The following is a 17,156-nucleotide window of genomic DNA, read 5'->3' as shown; positions in this document are numbered from 1 at the left end:
TCTTGCTGTGACACCTGCGACAAACAGTTCAATGAGTTTATTTTGTTTATGCTGACTTAAGCGACTTTTTCTCATTGGTTTATTCTAACCTAAATGGGATTTTTAGTCGTTATCTAGTACAGCCCCTAAAATTATATTATTCCTTGCCCTTTTTACAGGGAGTGTAATCAATATTATCAACTAAACAATAGTTTGTTTTATAATTTTTTACAAAAATAAAGGACTAATTTCTATGAAATTTCCAAAAACACTTATTACTACTGCCATTCTAGGCTTTTCACTTACTTCTTTTCATTCTACTGCTTGGGCAGATACACCTGAGCAGCAATTCCAACAAGGCGTTGAAGCCATTGATAGGAGCGATTATCAAACCGCCTTTAAACTTTGGTTGCCTTTGGCAGAACAGGGACAAGAATATGCTCAATATAATTTGGGCGTGATGTATAGCAGAGGACAAGGCGTGAAACAGGATTATTTCGAAGCGATGAAATGGTATCGCCAAGCGGCGGAGCAGGGGAATGTAATGGCTCAATTTAAGTTGGGCGTGATGTATGATAACGGGCGAGGCGTCAAACAAGATTATTTTGAAGCCATGAACTGGTATCGCAAAGCGGCGGAGCAGGGACAGGCGGATGCTCAATTTAATTTGGGCGATATGTATGCCAACGGACAAGGCGTAAAACAAGATGATTTTGAAGCGGTGAAATGGTATCGCAAAGCGGCGGAGCAGGGGAATGCAATGGCTCAATTTAAGTTGGGCAATATGTATTACAACGAGCGTGGAGTCAAACAAGATGATGTTGAAGCCGTGAAATGGTATCGCAAAGCGGCGGAGCAGGGATATGCTAAGGCTCAATTTAATTTGGGCAATATGTATTACAATGGGAAAGGCGTCAAACAAGATGATTTTGAAGCGGTGAAATGGTATCGCAAAGCGGCGGAGCAGGGACATGAAAAGGCTCAATATAATTTGGGCGTGATGTATGCAAGCGGACGTGGTGTAAAACAAGATGATTTTGAAGCAGTGAACTGGTATCGCAAAGCGGCGAAGCAGGGAAATGCAGATGCTCAATTAGATTTGGGCAATATGTATGCAAAGGGACGTGGCGTAAAACAAGATGATTTTGAAGCAGTGAACTGGTTTCGCAAAGCGGCGGAGCAGGGAGATGCAAAGGCCCAAGGTAATTTGGGCGTGATGTATGCCAATGGACGTGGCGTAAAACAAGATGATTTTGAAGCGGTGAAATGGTATCGCAAAGCGGCGGAGCAAGGGAATGCACAGGCTCAATCTAATTTGGGCGTGATGTATACCAATGGACGTGGCGTAAAACAAGATGATTTTGAAGCGGTGAAATGGTATCGCAAAGCGGCGGAGCAAGGGGATGCTCAGGCTCAATTTAATTTGGGCGTGATGTATAACAATGGACGTGGTGTAAAACAAGATGATTTTGAAGCAGTGAACTGGTTTCGCAAAGCAGAGAAGCAGGGGCATGCAAATGCTCAGGCTAATTTAGGTTCGGCTTATATTACAGGGCGTGGCGTAAGACAAGATTATACCGAAGCCGTGAAGTGGTTTAAGAAAGCAGCAGAAAATGGTAGTGCTAATGGCCAGTTTAAGTTAGGTCTGTCGTATCTTGTAGGACAAAGTATTCAGAAAGATAGAACACTCGCCAAAGAATGGTTTGGTAAGGCTTGTGATAATGGTGAACAACGGGGTTGCGAATATTATGGCAAGCTAAATAGAGGAGAACTCTAATGCCTTTATTCCGCTTATCGCAATAACAATGCGAATTTTGGAATGTGAGGAAGGGATTATTTTCGAGTGGGCGTATTCAAATGGGATACGTCCCAGTTTTCCATTGGGTTTATGATTATGGAATGAATTCAAGTCAGCAACTTATTCAAAATGCCATACAAAAATATAAAAATAAATAGTTTATCTGATTTTTTTCCACTATTACTTGGATGTGTAGATTTTGATATTTACCAAGATCTAGCCACGCTTTTATTTATTAGGCTTAGGCACTCCAAAAAATACTTTGGCGATGCTTGCGATTTACGCAGTCAAGAAGGGTGTGATAAATATCGTGAGCTCAATCAAAAACAAGACACCAATAAATAGTGGGTAAATCACAAATAAAGCGTCTGAGATTCTTAATTTCCTTTTCGCTGTCAATTTTCCCTAAAATCGGCTAGAATACGCCGATTTTATTTTCGGTGACTTATAAATGATGAAAGATTCCATTATTGCAAAATTAGAAAGTTTAAAAGAACGTTATGAAGAGCTAGAAGCCTTATTGGGCGATGTTTCGGTAATTAGTGATCAAGATAAATTCCGTGCGTATTCTAAAGAATATTCGCAACTTGAAGAAGTAGTGAAATGTTTTAATCGTTGGACGCAATTAAATCAAAATATTGAAGAAGCTGAAATATTGCTCGACGATCCTGAAATGAAAGAAATGGCGCAAATGGAAATCGAAGAATCCAAAGCGGAAATTGAAGAAGTGGAACAACAACTTCAAATTCTTTTACTGCCGAAAGATCCTAATGATGAATATAACTGCTATTTAGAAATCCGTGCGGGAACTGGCGGTGATGAAGCGGGTATCTTTGCTGGAGATTTATTCCGTATGTACAGCCGTTATGCAGAAAGTAAACGCTGGCGTGTGGAAATGCTAAGTGCTAACGAAAGTGAGCAAGGCGGTTATAAAGAGGTGATTGTTAAAGTCACTGGCGAAGGTGTGTATGGTCAGTTGAAGTTTGAATCTGGCGGTCATCGTGTGCAACGTGTACCAAAAACTGAATCGCAAGGGCGTATCCACACTTCTGCTTGTACCGTCGCGGTAATGCCAGAATTGCCAGAATCTGAAATGCCAGAAATTAATCCAGCTGATTTGCGTATTGATACTTATCGCTCATCTGGCGCAGGTGGTCAGCACGTAAATACAACGGATTCAGCGGTGCGTATTACACACATTCCAACAGGTATTGTTGTGGAATGTCAGGATGAGCGTTCACAGCATAAAAATAAAGCGAAAGCAATGTCGGTATTAGCGTCACGTATTGTTCAAGCAGAGCAAGAACGCCAAGCTGCAGAACAAACAGATATGCGCCGTAACTTATTAGGTTCGGGCGATCGTTCTGATAAAATTCGTACATATAATTATCCGCAAGGTCGAGTAACCGATCACCGTATCAATCTCACTATTTATCGTTTGGATGAAGTGATGAATGGTAAAATTGATGAACTGATTCAGCCGATTATTACCGAATATCAAGCGGATCAGTTGGCGGCATTGTCTGAACAGAATTAATGATAGGGGGAGTCTGGTCTCAGATGCCCCCTTTAACTTTAAAGGAAAATAAAATGATCATTGAAAATCAAAAAGATGCTGAATTTTCTTCTGCTTTCAAGCCTTCTCAACCTGCTCAAGCGAGCCGTTTTAAACGTTGGCTTGCTAGTATGATTAATGGGATTGTACTTTGGGTGATGGTTGGTCTTGGTTTTGCATTGGGGGATTTTGTCGGTGTAGTGGGGACGATTTTATATGCTGGTTTTCAGTTATATTTCATGAAAACTTATGGTCAAACAATGGCAAAACGTTGGTTAGGCTTGCGCGTATTTAATTATCATACTAATCAGCCTGTTGAATTTGGTAAATACATCGGCCGTGAGATTATTGATATTTTATTGGCATGGACAAGTTTCTTATTGATTATTAGCGGTATTGTTGCACTTGTGCGCGATGATCGTCGTTCTTTAACTGATTTAGTGGTTGGCACAATTGTGTTAAAAGACGAAAAATAATGAATTATAAAGAATGGCTGGCACAAGCGATGGCGGATTTGACACAAAAAAATCCCACTGAAAATAGTAAAATTGATGCGCTTGTGCTTCTTCAACATGCTACCGGCAAATCGCGTACGCAAATCCTTGCTTTTGATGATACTGAGATTGATGAAAAAGTGCGGTTAAAATTGACCGCACTTTTAGATCGTCGTCTAAAAGGCGAACCTATCGCTTATATTCTTGGTGAAAAAGAATTTTGGTCATTGCCGTTAAATGTCTCAAAAAGCACCTTGATTCCAAGAGCAGATACCGAAATTTTAGTGGAAAAGGCATTACAAATTGCTTTGGACAAATTACAAGAAAATCCACCGCACTTTCGTATTCTTGATCTTGGCACAGGCACAGGCGCTATCGCGTTAGCATTAGCATCGGAGCTTTCCTCTATTTGTCAAAAACGACAAATTTCATTAGAAATAATTGGGGTTGATTTTATGCCCGATGTTGTGGCGTTAGCCCAATCTAATGCGGAAAGAAATAAGCTAAATGTGAAATTTTTACAGAGCCATTGGTTTGAAAATATAATAGGGCAGTTTGATCTTATCGTCAGCAATCCGCCTTATATTGATGAACGGGATGAACATTTACGTCAAGGTGATGTGCGTTTTGAACCCCTTTCTGCATTAGTTGCCAATGATGCGGGGTATGCTGATTTACGTCATATTATTGAATTAGCGCCAAGTTATTTGAATTATAATGGCGTATTATTACTTGAGCATGGATGGCAACAAGGCGAAAAAGTGCGGTCAATTTTCCAAGAAAATCATTGGGAAATGGTTGAAACCGTGCGTGATTATGGCGACAATGAGCGCGTCACTTTAGGTTTTCGGAAGAAGTAATGAAATATTATCGACGTGCGTTATACGATCAATTTGTGCATTTTTATCTTGTTATCTCAGATGATGGCAGCTCAGAAGCACAACTTCGGGGAACAATTGGTGGGCTTGTGCGTAAAGCGCGTAAAGAAATTTCGCCACATTGGCCGAAAGAAGAGCAGATTCATCAGTTACTACAGCTATTTTATGGTGATTGGGGCTTTCATTGCGATCCAGAAGATTATTTTTATGCTCGCAATTTATATTTGCCTTATGTGTTTCAACATCGTCAAGGTATGCCAGTGACTCTTGGGGCGATAGTGCTTTATTTAGCTGACGTATTAGATTTACCAATTTATCCTGTCAATTTCCCAACACAGCTCATTTTACGTGCTGAAGTAAGAGATGAAGTGGCTTTTATTGATCCTTGGGATGGTACTTATATTTCACAAGAAAAATTGCAGCAACTTTATGAAGGCGCATTTGGCTTCGGTGTGCAAATTCAACCTGAAGAACTCGATAGAGCCGATCTTTCCTTGCTTTATTCTCGTTTTGAGCAACTGGCGAAGAATGCGCTCATACGCGAAGAGCATAACGACATGGCATACCATTATATTGAGAATTTATTGATTGGTAATGATGAAGATCCTTATCATATCCGCGATCGCGGTTTAGTTTTAGCTCAGATGGGCGCTTACCCTTCAGCATTAAAAGATTTAGAATTTTTTGTGGAACGTTGTCCGGAAGACCCAACGGCGGCGTTTATCCGCACGCAACTTTTAGAACTTAAGGGCGAGATTGATAAAGATCCTTTTGCCCTCCATTGATTTAAGGAAAATTTATGCAAAATAAAATTGTAAAAATCGGCAATATTGATGTTGCAAACGACAAACCTTTTGTACTTTTGGGCGGAATGAACGTACTTGAAAGCCGAGATATGGCAATGCAAGTCTGCGAAGCTTATGTGAAAGTGACAGAGAAACTTGGCGTGCCTTACGTATTTAAAGCGTCTTTTGACAAAGCGAATCGTTCATCTATTCATTCTTACCGTGGCCTAGGCATGGAAGAAGGATTAAAAATTTTCCAAGAATTAAAAGATACGTTTGGTGTAAAAATTATTACCGATGTACACGAAATTTATCAATGTCAGCCCGTTGCTGATGTTGTCGATATCATTCAACTTCCAGCCTTTTTGGCGCGTCAAACAGATCTCGTTGAAGCGATGGCAAAAACAGGTGCTGTGATTAATGTGAAAAAACCACAATTTTTAAGCCCGGGTCAAATGGGCAATATCGTGGAAAAAATCGAAGAATGTGGTAACGATAAAATCATTCTTTGTGATCGTGGAACAAACTTTGGGTACGATAATTTAGTGGTGGACATGTTAGGCTTCGGCGTAATGAAAAAAGTGTCTAAAGGTAGCCCAATTATTTTTGACGTGACCCATTCACTTCAATGCCGTGATCCATTTGGGGCGGCATCAGGTGGACGTCGTGCACAAGTAACCGAATTAGCGCGTTCAGGTTTAGCTGTAGGCATTGCAGGTTTATTCTTAGAAGCGCATCCAAATCCAAATCAAGCGAAATGTGATGGCCCATCAGCTTTACCACTTTCCGCTCTTGAAGGCTTTGTCTCTCAAATGAAAGCGATCGATGATTTAGTAAAATCTTTCCCAGAATTGGATACCTCAATCTAAGAAAATATTTAAGCAAAAGTGCGGTTAATTTTGACCGCACTTTGTATATAAAAGGAGAAACGATGAATATCGTCTTTTTAGATAGTACGGCTATCCCGAAGCATATCCCTATTCCTCGTCCAAGTTTTGCGCATACTTGGATTGAATATGAGCATACTTCTTCTGCAGAAACGATTGAACGAGCGAAAGATGCTGATATTGTTATTACGAGCAAAGTTATTTTTGATCGAGAAACCTTAAAACAATTACCTAAGTTAAAGTTGATTGCGATTACTGCAACAGGTACAAATAATATTGATCTTGTAGCGGCAGAAGAAATGGGAATCGCCGTGCGTAATGTGACCAGTTATTCCAGTACAACTGTGCCAGAACACGTAATCGGTCTGATTTTTTCTTTAAAACACAGTTTGGCAGGTTGGTTACGCGATCAAACGGAAGCAAAATGGCCTAAAAGCAAACAATTTTGTTATTTTGATTACTCAATTACAGATGTGCGCGGTTCAACATTAGGCGTATTTGGTAAAGGTTGCTTAGGCACAGAAGTGGGGCGTTTGGCGAATGCCGTGGGAATGAAAGTGCTTTATGCAGAACATAAAGATGCCACTGTTTGCCGTGAAGGTTATACGCCCTTTGAGGAAGTATTAAGACAAGCGGATATTGTGACGTTGCATTGCCCATTAACTGAAACAACAAAGAATTTAATGAATGCAGAAACCTTATCCAAAATGAAAAAAGGGGCATTTTTAATTAATACAGGGCGTGGGCCTTTGATTGATGAAGTTGCCTTAGTTGATGCGTTAAAAACGGGGCATTTAGGTGGAGCGGCTTTGGATGTAATGGTAAAAGAGCCACCAGAAAAAGATAATCCGTTAATTTTAGCTGCCAAAACTATGCCTAATTTAATTATCACCCCGCATATTGCTTGGGCGAGCGATAGTGCAGTGACAACATTAGTTGGCAAAGTAATGCAAAACATCGAAGAATTTGTACAACAATTAAATCAAAAATAATGAATTTTCCTATTTCTCTTTATATTGCGCTACGTTATTGGCGTGCGAAAAGTGCGGATCGTTTTGGGCGATTAGTGACTAATCTTGCAAGCCTGGGGATTGTACTAGGTGTGATGGCATTGATCATCGTGCTTTCTGTCATGAATGGATTAGAAGGCTATCAAAAACAACAGGTTCTATCTTCCATCCCTCATGCGATTGTGAGTGAAGAACAGCCTGTTTCTACAGAAAAAACATTAGAAAATTTACCGCACTTTGTCCAAAAAGCCGTGCCGATCAATACAACAAATGTGATTTATCAAACGACAAAAGGCGTGAGTGCAGGACAAATTATAGGTATTCAATCATTTTCTGATGATCCTTTGGTTGAATCTTTTGATCAGACTAAATTTAATGAAATTTTACCGACTGGTGAATTTAAACTGGTCATTGGTGATCAACTTGCGCAAAAACTGGGCGTGAATATTGGGGATAAAATTCGTTTGATGATTACGGAAAATAGCCAATATACACCATTCGGTCGGGTGCCAATGCAGCGTTTATTTACGGTTAGCGATATTTATTATGATTATGGCGAAGCATCGGGTTACGAAGCCTTTGCTAATATTACAGATATTGGTCGCTTAATGCGTATTCAACCGCAGCAAGTGCAGGGCTATCGTTTATTTTTAAATGATCCGTTCCAAATTACAGAACTCCCACAACATTTCCCAACACAAAAAATCACGGATTGGCGCGTACAAAAAGGTGAATTTTTCCAAGCGGTGAGAATGGAAAAAAATATGATGGGATTGCTGATTAGTTTGATTATTGTCGTGGCGATTTCCAATATTGTCACCTCATTAAGTTTAATGGTGGTGGATAAACAAGGGGAAATTGCGATCTTGCAAACTCAGGGCTTAACAAAATCCCAAGTGCGTTCAGTGTTCATTTATCAAGGATTACTGGTGGGATTTGTTGGTACATTGCTCGGTGCTATTTTAGGTGTTTTAGTCACCTTAAACTTAACAGACATTGTAAGTGCGGTAAATCCACAAGGCGTTTTTTTACCGACAGAATTATCCTTTGTTCAAATGATTTTTGTCATTGGATTTTCCTTGTTGCTTTCTTTACTTTCTACCCTTTATCCCGCTTATCGAGCTGCGAAAGTAGAACCTGCCGCTGCCTTGAGATACGAATAAGTTTTTTAATGGTAAATGAATGATGGATGAACAATCACTTTTAGCTTTTGATACACAACATATTTGGCATCCTTATTCTTCAGTTTCTTCTGATATGCCGCTTTATGTGGTAGAACGTGCAGATGGCGTGATGATAACCTTAAAAGATGGCCGTCGTTTGATTGATGGCATGTCTTCTTGGTGGGCGGCGTTGCATGGTTATAATCACCCTCGTTTAAATGCAGCTGCACAGAATCAGTTGGCAAAAATGAGTCATATTATGTTTGGCGGTTTTACCCATGAACCTGCGGTGGAATTAGCTCAATTATTGGTACAAATTTTGCCAAATGGATTAGATAAGATCTTTTTTGCTGATAGTGGTTCTGTTGCTGTGGAAGTAGCAATGAAAATGGCTATTCAATATCAGTACGCTAAAGGGGAAGTACAACGACAAAAATTTGCCACTATTCGTTCTGGTTATCACGGCGATACTTGGAATGCGATGTCAGTGTGTGATCCAACCACAGGGATGCATCATTTATTTCATCATAGCCTGCCTGTACAATATTTTCTTCCTCAACCCAACATTCCATTTAATGAATCTTGGAATGATTGTGCCATTGAACCTTTAGCTGATTTACTTAAGAAAAAAGGTAGCGAAATCGCCGCACTTATTTTAGAGCCTGTCGTGCAAGGTGCGGGCGGTATGTATTTTTATTCGCCAACTTATTTAGTGAAAGCGCAAGCGCTTTGTAAACAATATGGTGTATTGCTAATTTTTGATGAAATTGCCACAGGTTTTGGCCGTACAGGGAAATTATTTGCTGCCGAGCATGCTGGGATTTCGCCAGATATTATGTGTATCGGTAAAGCCTTAACCGGTGGTTATTTAACTTTATCGGCAACCATTACGACCACTGAAATTGCACAAACTATTTGTCACGGTGAGGCTAAATGCTTTATGCACGGCCCTACTTTTATGGCAAATCCATTGGCTTGTGCGATTGCGGCAGAATCTATCCGTTTATTGTTAGAAAGCCCTTGGCAGCAAAATATTCAGCGAATTGAATCTTCCTTAAAACAACAACTTTTGCCTTTAGCTGAAAAAGATTACGTTAAAGAAGTTCGCGTATTAGGAGCGATTGGGGTGGTTGAAATGAAAAATGCGGTAAATATGAAAACTTTAGTCCCACGTTTTGTGGAACAAGGTGTTTGGATTCGACCTTTCGGAAAATTGGTTTATGTGATGCCACCATTTGTGATTAAAAATGATGAACTTCAGAAATTAACGGAAGGCATGATTCTGGCTTTAACGCAGGAATATGAACATTAGGATAAAAAATGGATGCTTTCAAACAGCAACTGGAACAGCTTAGCGCACAAAATCAATATCGTTCAATTCCAGATTTAGTTCATCAAGGACGATATATTACGAGAGAAAATCGCAAAATGCTGAATATGTCATCTAATGATTATTTAGGTTTGGCATCAAATGAAAATTTGCGCCAGTCTTTTTTACAGCAATATGGCGATAATTTCCCTTCTTTTACCAGTTCTTCGTCTCGTTTATTAACGGGAAATTTTCCTATTTATACCGATCTCGAGCAGCTCATTGCTCAACGTTTCCAACGAGAAAGCGCTTTATTATTTAACAGTGGCTATCACGCCAATCTTGGTATTTTACCGGCGTTGACCACAACAAAAAGTTTAATTTTGGCAGATAAATTAGTGCATGCCAGTATGATTGATGGCATTCGTTTAAGCCAATGTGAGTTCTTTCGTTATCGTCATAATGATTATGAACATCTAAAGAGTCTGCTCGAAAAAAATGCCGGAAAATTTGACCGCACTTTTATTGTGACAGAGTCCGTTTTTAGTATGGATGGCGATGTAGCTGATTTGAAGTATCTTGTTCAATTAAAAAAACAGTTTCCAGATACTTATCTTTATGTGGATGAAGCCCATGCAATAGGCGTTTACGGTAAAAACGGATTAGGTATTGCCGAACGAGCTAATGTGATAGCTGATATAGATTTGTTGGTTGGCACTTTTGGCAAGGCCTTAGCTTCAATGGGGGCTTATGTCGTCTGTGATCAAATATTAAAAGAGTGTTTAATTAATCAAATGCGTCCATTGATTTTTTCAACCGCACTTCCGCCATTTAACGTGGCTTGGACTCATTTTATTTTTGAACGATTACCACAACTTTCAAAAGAAAGAATGCATCTTGAGCGGTTAAGTGCATTTTTACGCCAAGAAGTGGAGCATAGAACGCAAATAATGCCAAGCCAAACTTGCATTGTTCCCTATATTTTAGGTGAGAACGAAGCAACCCTTGCCAAGGCGAAAGATCTGCAAGAGCAAGGTTATTATTGCTTGCCGATTAGACCACCGACAGTACCCAAAGGTACATCTAGAATACGATTATCTTTGACGGCAGATATGACAATGGATGAAGTAAAACAGTTTGTGGCATGCTTATAAGGAAATAATGTGAAAACGAAATTTTATGATCATCAAGGTGAGCATTTAATCGTTTATTTTGCTGGTTGGGGGACCCCTCTTGATGCTGTGACTCATTTGATTTTGCCAACAGCTCATGATTTATTAATTTGCTACGATTATCAAGATTTGACGTTAGATTTTGATTTTTCTGCCTATCAGCAAATTCGTGTAGTTGCATGGTCAATGGGTGTTTGGGTGGCAGAGCGAGTATTACAAGGAATCACCTTACAATCAGCAACAGCAGTGAATGGTACGAGTTTACCTTGTGATGATAGTTTTGGTATTCCCTATGCTATTTTTAAAGGTACGTTAGATAATCTCACAGAAAATACTCGTTCAAAGTTTGAACGTAGAATTTGTGGTGACAAAGTATCTTTTGAACGTTATCAACAATTTTCTGCACGACCATTTAACAAAATTCATCAAGAACTCACCGCACTTTTTGCGATGATTCAGCAGGATAAACGCACTGATCTTATTCACTGGACAAATGCATGGATTAGTTCTCGCGATAAAATTTTTACGCCAGCCAATCAGCACCAATATTGGGCATCGCGTTGTGCGGTTCAGGAAATAGAGGGTGAGCATTATGTGTTTTCAAGATTTACCCACTGGTCGGTATTATGGAATCATTAACTTCCGTAGATAAATCGCGCATTCAACAAGCCTTCCAAAAAGCCTTAAATAGCTATGATGAACATGCGTTAATTCAACAAAAAATGAATAATAAGCTAATGATGCATTTGCAAGACTATTTACCAAATGGGTCACTAGATAGTGTTTTGGAACTTGGTTGCGGGTCTGGTATGTTGAGTTCATTGCTGCAAAAACAGATTTCAGCCAATTATTGGTTATTTAATGATTTGTGCGATGCGCGCTCTCTACTCGCTGAAAAGCTGATTCAACCCTTTGATTTTTATTGTGGTGATGCAGAGAACTTTCCTTTTCAACGACGATTTGACTTGATTGCAAGTGCATCAGCGGTGCAGTGGTTCCATCATCCTGACAATTTTATTTCCCATTGTAAAACAGGATTGAAACCTAATGGTTTATTGGCGATGACGAGCTTTGGTGAAGATAATTTAAAAGAGATTCGCCAAATGACGAATGTGGGGTTAAGTTATCCAAATTTATCTCAATGGCAAAATTGGTTAGCCAATGATTTTGAGCTTTTATGGTGTGACGATTTTACTGTAATACTAGAGTTTGATACGCCATTGGATGTACTCAAACATCTGAAATATACCGGTGTAACAGCGACTAACCAGAAAAATTGGACAAGAAAAAATCTCAACAAATTTATTGATGATTACTTGAAGGCTTTTAGTTTGCCATCGGGTAAAGTGCGGTTAACTTATCATCCATTGTTTTTTATCGCACGTTATTCTCGTGCTGGAAATTAGTAAGGCGTATTTATGGGCAAGGTTATTTTTGTATCGGGCATTGATACCGATGTAGGTAAAACGGTTGCAACAGGCATTTATGCTAAAAAGTTGATGGAACAAGGCTTTTCCGTTATTACACAAAAAATGATTCAAACAGGCTGTAAAAATATTGCTGATGATTTGCTTGTACATCGAAAGATTCAAGGGATTGATTTGACGGAAGAAGATTTACAAGGTGAAACCTGCTCTTATCTTTTTGAATATCCTTGTTCTCCTCATTTAGCGGCAAAGCTCGAAGGGCGAGAAATTAATGAAAAAATTATTGAAAAATCCACCGCACTTTTGGCAGAAAAATATGATTATGTATTGTTGGAGGGGGCGGGAGGATTAATGGTGCCTTATTGTGACGATGCGACGACGTTAGATTATATCCAGTCAAACAATTACCCTTTGATTTTAGTGACATCGGGAAAATTAGGTAGTATTAACCACACACTATTAAGTTTAGAGGCCTGCCGTTCTCATGGTGTGTTAGTACTAAGCGTAATGTATAACGGTTATCCAGAATATGATCCTATCATTAGTCAAGAGACACAAGGCTATTTAAAACGTTATCTTAAAAGATATTTTCCTGAAACGGGATTTGAATGCTTTGAGCGTATTGAAATTTAAGCCCAGGGAAAAGTGTGATAGACTCGCGCCAGTTTTTAATGAGATGATTTGCTGCTAAAGTGCGGTTAAAACGAGTAAAAAATGAATAACTATTTATTAAAATGCGAAAACATCAATAAATTTTATCAAGAAGGTGAAAATCAAACGCAAGTGTTAAAAGGCGTTTCTTTTTCTATGGAACCTGCAGAGTTGGTTGCGATTGTGGGGAGTTCTGGTTCTGGGAAAAGTACTTTATTACATACTTTAGGTGGGCTTGATCAGCCAAGTAGTGGGGAAGTGTTTATTAATGGACAATCCTTGCAAAAAGCATCGGCTAATGAATTAGCTGCTTTGCGTAATCGCTATTTAGGATTTGTGTATCAATTCCATCATTTAATGGCGGATTTTACCGCACTTGAAAATGTGATGATGCCGATGTTGATTGGTCATCAAAATAAAACAGAAGCCAAAGATCGTGCCGAAAAAATGCTAAGTGCGGTGGGATTAAGTCATAGAATTACGCATCGTCCTTCTGCGCTTTCTGGTGGAGAACGTCAGCGAGTGGCTATTGCACGAGCTTTGGTGAATAATCCATCGTTAGTTTTAGCGGATGAGCCCACTGGAAATCTCGATCACAAGACCACAGAAAGCATTTTTGAACTTATTCAACAACTCAATCAAGAGCAAAATATCGCTTTTTTATTAGTCACTCACGACATGGGGCTTGCTGAAAAATTATCACGTCGTTTAGTTATGCAAGATGGTATTTTGAAGGAAGGTGTGTGATGAATACGCCGTTTTTTATTAGTTGGCGTTATCAACGTGGCAAGCAGAAAAATCCTTTGGTTGCATTAATTGCAAAATTTTCAGCTATCGGTATTGCGCTGGGTGTTGCAGTTTTAATTGTTGGCTTAAGTGCGATGAATGGTTTTGAGCGTGAGCTTAACCAACGAATTCTTGCAGTAGTTCCCCACGCAGAGATTTTATCAGCGCCCAATACGACGGATCCAACCATTCATCATTGGCAAAATTTGGAAAAACGCTTACAACAAAATGCCCAAATTAAAGGTATTTCCCCTTTTGTTAGTTTTACTGCATTGGTAGAAAATGGCTCAAAACTGAAAGTGGTTCAGGTGAAGGGCATTGAAAAACAAGCAGAAGATCTTGTTAGCTCTCTTGGTAATTTCGTACAAGAGCAAGGCTGGGATAAATTTGGTAAAGAAGGTGGATTAGTCTTGGGATCGGGGATTGCTAGAGAACTCGATGTAAAAGCGGGTGATTGGGTTACCTTACTTATTTCTCATCAAAATGGCGATGAACAACTTTCTCAACCCACTCGTGAACGCGTGCAAGTCACTGCAATTTTACGTTTAGATGGGCAACTGGATTATAGTTATGCCTTATTACCGCTTGCTCAAGCGCAAGAATTTTTGGCTTATAAATCAGATCAAATAACAGGTGTTGAATTGAAATTAGATGATCCTTTTTCTGTGAAAAATCTGGATTTATCTATGCTTAATGATTATCCGCAGATGCTTTATATTCAAAACTGGATTGGTAAATTTGGTTATATGTATCGCGATATTCAACTTATTCGAACAGTGATGTACATCGCCATGGTGCTAGTGATTGGGGTAGCATGTTTTAATATTGTTTCTACGCTGATTATGGCGGTAAAAGATAAGCAGGGCGATATAGCCATTATGCGCACGCTTGGAGCGAATAATGCGTTCATTAAACGTATTTTTATTTGGTATGGCTTACAGGCAGGAATGAAAGGTTGCCTAATTGGTATTGTATTAGGCATTATACTTGCATTAAATCTTACAATTTTTATTCAAGGCATTGAGTGGGTTATCGGCAAGAAATTATTATCGGGAGATGTGTATTTTGTGGATTTCTTGCCAAGCGAGTTACATTGGTTGGATGTTTTGATGGTGTTAGTCGCAGCGCTTGCATTGAGTTTAATTGCTAGTCTTTATCCAGCAAGTAGGGCAGCTAAATTACAACCAGCACAAGTATTAAGTAGCCATTAATTTTGTGAATACCGCATGAAAGTGCGGTATTTTTTTGTCTTTTATTCACTCAATATTTCACTTTATTCGGCTTGCAAGCATGCGTTAAAGATAGTTTAATAACGAACTTGTAGATTTTATTCTTAAAAAACACAACGAACTAGTTTACTAGTACAAAAAATAGGTGTAGATTACCTACATAATTAAAACACAACATTTGAAGGTTTGAGAGTGATATATGGCTAAAGAGAAAATTGAAATTGTCGTGGCAAACGACGATACGCGAATTGAAAAAGTCGATCAGGTGTTACCACCCATTGCCTTATTAGAAAAATACCCTGCTAGTGAACATGCTGCGGCATTAGTGAAGCAAACTCGTCATGAAGCACATAATATTATTCATGGTAAAGATGATCGTTTATTAGTGATTATCGGTCCTTGCTCTATTCATGATCCTAAAGCTGCGATTGAGTATGCAAACCGTTTAAAACCATTACGTGAAAAATATAAAGATAGTCTTGAAATTATTATGCGTGTGTATTTTGAGAAACCACGTACAACTGTGGGCTGGAAAGGTTTAATTAACGATCCGTATTTAAATGATACTTATCGTTTAAATGATGGTTTACGCATTGCACGAAAATTACTTTCTGATATTAATGATTTAGGTGTGCCATCTGCCGGTGAATTTTTAGATATGATCACGCCACAATACGTTGCAGATTTTATGAGTTGGGGCGCAATTGGGGCGCGTACAACAGAATCACAAGTTCACCGTGAGTTAGCTTCTGGTTTATCTTGTGCTGTTGGATTTAAAAATGCAACCAATGGGGGTGTTAAAGTTGCTTTAGATGCAATTGGCGCAGCCGAAGCCCCTCATTATTTCTTATCTGTAACCAAATTTGGTCATTCAGCGATTGTTTCTACAAAAGGGAATGAAGATTGCCATATTATTTTACGTGGCGGAGATAAAGGACCGAACTATAGTGCTGAAGATGTGGCAAAAGTTTGTGCGGATATTGAGAAATCTGGCCGAATCCCTCATGTAATGATTGATTTCAGCCATGCCAATAGCTGTAAACAATACAAGAAACAAATGGATGTTTGCCAAGATGTGTGTCATCAAATTGCATCAGGTTCTAAACAAATCTTTGGCGTAATGGTGGAAAGCCATTTAGTGGAAGGTCGTCAAGATTTAGTTGATGGTAAAGCGCAGACTTATGGACAAAGTATTACGGATGCATGTATTGGATGGGAAGATTCTGAAAAATTATTGAAACAACTTTCTGATGCAGTTATTGCTAGACGTAAAGTAATGAGTAATTAATTGAAATATAATCTAGATACAAGTGCGGTTGATTTTCACCGCACTTTTTTATTTTGTCTTTAACTACGCTGCCCATTTCATTTTATCGCGACGTTTCATTTGATGAATCGTATTGGTTACTGTGCCGACAATAGGTAAATTCGACCAATCTTTTGTATTTATATTTGGTGTAGTGGAATCCAATGCCATGAAAAGGTAATTGCCGTTATGCGCCATAAATTCATAGACATGAAATTCATTGTTTTCTTCAAGTACAACAAGATCACCTGAATAAAGATCGTCATTTTTTTCAACGACTAGCATATCTCCACTTTCAATTCCCCAAGCTAACATATTTGGATTGGTTACATGAATAAAACAGGTTTGCTTTGGACGCTTAATGCAATAAAGATTCAAGTCTAGTTTTTTATTGAATTTAAGGCTGTCATCCATATCACTGAAAAAAGGGAGTGGATTATAAGAAAAATCCATTTCATATTGTGCAGTCAAAGTTTGGTTGTTCATTCTCTTATCTCCTGTTAAATAATATGGATAAATAACCTTTTACCTTGTTTTTTTGTACAGTTAAATTTTACTGGTGTTTCACACAGGGTGTCAATAGGTTAAATAAAAATTTTTGGGGCTGTACTAGATAACGACTAAAAATCCCATTTAGGTTAGAATAAACCAATGAGAAAAAGTCGCTTAAGTCAGCATAAACAAAATAAACTCATTGAACTGTTTGTCGCAGGTGTCACAGCAAGAA

The 17,156-nt window shown here is 38.8% G+C and carries 18 protein-coding genes and 2 pseudogenes; 18 read left to right on the top strand and 2 right to left on the bottom strand.

Features of this window, described 5'->3' with window-relative positions; translation table 11 throughout:
* Window positions 1-75: pseudogene (locus DV434_RS10490) on the bottom strand (IS1595 family transposase); the annotation flags it as partial.
* Window positions 76-232: 157 nt separating this feature from the next.
* Between DV434_RS10490 and DV434_RS11085 the strand changes: the two are divergent.
* The 17 genes from DV434_RS11085 (at window position 233) to aroG (ending at window position 16,411) form a co-directional block, all read left to right on the top strand.
* Window positions 233-1,756, top strand: coding sequence for an SEL1-like repeat protein (locus DV434_RS11085; RefSeq protein WP_118786115.1), 1,524 nt, complete (start codon window positions 233-235; stop codon window positions 1,754-1,756).
* Window positions 1,757-1,906: 150 nt separating this feature from the next.
* Window positions 1,907-2,122, top strand: coding sequence for a hypothetical protein (locus DV434_RS10480; protein ID WP_118786114.1), 216 nt, complete (start codon window positions 1,907-1,909; stop codon window positions 2,120-2,122).
* Window positions 2,123-2,231: 109 nt separating this feature from the next.
* Window positions 2,232-3,314, top strand: coding sequence for a peptide chain release factor 1 (gene prfA / locus DV434_RS10475; protein ID WP_032803489.1), 1,083 nt, complete (start codon window positions 2,232-2,234; stop codon window positions 3,312-3,314).
* 53 nt (window positions 3,315-3,367) lie between these two features.
* On the top strand, window positions 3,368-3,808 hold the full coding sequence (locus DV434_RS10470) for an RDD family protein (RefSeq protein ID WP_192881530.1): 441 nt from the start codon (window positions 3,368-3,370) through the stop codon (window positions 3,806-3,808).
* Window positions 3,808-4,686: a peptide chain release factor N(5)-glutamine methyltransferase gene (gene prmC / locus DV434_RS10465; RefSeq protein ID WP_118786112.1), complete on the top strand. Its 879-nt coding sequence runs from the start codon at window positions 3,808-3,810 to the stop codon at window positions 4,684-4,686. Before DV434_RS10470 ends, prmC begins: the two co-directional genes overlap by 1 nt.
* Entirely contained in the window at window positions 4,686-5,489 is an 804-nt protein-coding gene (locus DV434_RS10460; protein ID WP_118786111.1) for a SirB1 family protein, read from the top strand. The genes prmC and DV434_RS10460 overlap by 1 nt, the downstream gene beginning before the upstream one ends.
* 14 nt (window positions 5,490-5,503) lie before the next feature.
* Entirely contained in the window at window positions 5,504-6,358 is an 855-nt protein-coding gene (gene kdsA, locus DV434_RS10455) for a 3-deoxy-8-phosphooctulonate synthase (RefSeq protein ID WP_118786110.1), read from the top strand.
* Window positions 6,359-6,420: 62 nt separating this feature from the next.
* Window positions 6,421-7,368 carry a 2-hydroxyacid dehydrogenase gene (locus tag DV434_RS10450; protein ID WP_118811600.1) on the top strand — a complete coding sequence of 316 codons (948 nt, stop codon included), beginning with the start codon at window positions 6,421-6,423 and terminating at the stop codon, window positions 7,366-7,368.
* Entirely contained in the window at window positions 7,368-8,549 is a 1,182-nt protein-coding gene (locus tag DV434_RS10445) for a lipoprotein-releasing ABC transporter permease subunit (protein WP_118781527.1), read from the top strand. The genes DV434_RS10450 and DV434_RS10445 overlap by 1 nt, the downstream gene beginning before the upstream one ends.
* Window positions 8,550-8,571: 22 nt before the next feature.
* On the top strand, window positions 8,572-9,861 hold the full coding sequence (gene bioA, locus DV434_RS10440; protein WP_192877477.1) for an adenosylmethionine--8-amino-7-oxononanoate transaminase: 1,290 nt from the start codon (window positions 8,572-8,574) through the stop codon (window positions 9,859-9,861).
* 8 nt (window positions 9,862-9,869) lie between these two features.
* Complete coding sequence (gene bioF, locus DV434_RS10435; RefSeq protein WP_118781525.1) at window positions 9,870-11,012, top strand: 8-amino-7-oxononanoate synthase; 1,143 nt, start codon at window positions 9,870-9,872, stop codon at window positions 11,010-11,012.
* Between the two features lie 9 nt (window positions 11,013-11,021).
* Window positions 11,022-11,669 (top strand): DUF452 family protein, encoded by a 648-nt coding sequence (locus tag DV434_RS10430; protein ID WP_118781524.1) that lies wholly within the window; start codon window positions 11,022-11,024, stop codon window positions 11,667-11,669.
* Entirely contained in the window at window positions 11,657-12,436 is a 780-nt protein-coding gene (bioC, locus tag DV434_RS10425; RefSeq protein ID WP_118781523.1) for a malonyl-ACP O-methyltransferase BioC, read from the top strand. Before DV434_RS10430 ends, bioC begins: the two co-directional genes overlap by 13 nt.
* Before the next feature lie 12 nt (window positions 12,437-12,448).
* Window positions 12,449-13,090 (top strand): dethiobiotin synthase, encoded by a 642-nt coding sequence (bioD, locus tag DV434_RS10420; protein ID WP_118781522.1) that lies wholly within the window; start codon window positions 12,449-12,451, stop codon window positions 13,088-13,090.
* A gap of 81 nt (window positions 13,091-13,171) precedes the next feature.
* Entirely contained in the window at window positions 13,172-13,855 is a 684-nt protein-coding gene (lolD, locus tag DV434_RS10415) for a lipoprotein-releasing ABC transporter ATP-binding protein LolD (RefSeq protein ID WP_118781521.1), read from the top strand.
* Window positions 13,855-15,105, top strand: coding sequence for a lipoprotein-releasing ABC transporter permease subunit LolE (gene lolE, locus DV434_RS10410; RefSeq protein WP_118781520.1), 1,251 nt, complete (start codon window positions 13,855-13,857; stop codon window positions 15,103-15,105). Before lolD ends, lolE begins: the two co-directional genes overlap by 1 nt.
* Window positions 15,106-15,322: 217 nt before the next feature.
* The gene (aroG, locus tag DV434_RS10405) at window positions 15,323-16,411 is read left to right on the top strand and encodes a 3-deoxy-7-phosphoheptulonate synthase AroG (RefSeq protein WP_118786105.1); all 1,089 of its coding nucleotides are present in this window, start codon (window positions 15,323-15,325) and stop codon (window positions 16,409-16,411) included.
* A gap of 63 nt (window positions 16,412-16,474) precedes the next feature.
* Here the strand turns inward: aroG and DV434_RS10400 are convergent, their stop codons facing one another.
* Window positions 16,475-16,915 carry a LexA family protein gene (locus DV434_RS10400; RefSeq protein WP_046950104.1) on the bottom strand — a complete coding sequence of 147 codons (441 nt, stop codon included), beginning with the start codon at window positions 16,913-16,915 and terminating at the stop codon, window positions 16,475-16,477.
* Between the two features lie 165 nt (window positions 16,916-17,080).
* On the opposite strand from DV434_RS10400, the pseudogene DV434_RS10395 reads away from it, so the two are divergent.
* Window positions 17,081-17,156: pseudogene (locus DV434_RS10395) on the top strand (IS1595 family transposase); the annotation flags it as partial.

Origin of the sequence: Haemophilus haemolyticus (assembly GCF_003493685.1) — a bacterium.
GTDB classification, from domain to species: domain Bacteria; phylum Pseudomonadota; class Gammaproteobacteria; order Enterobacterales; family Pasteurellaceae; genus Haemophilus; species Haemophilus haemolyticus_O.
The sequence above is the reverse complement of the archived record's forward strand: the minus strand, read 5'-3'. Positions and strand labels throughout refer to the sequence as shown.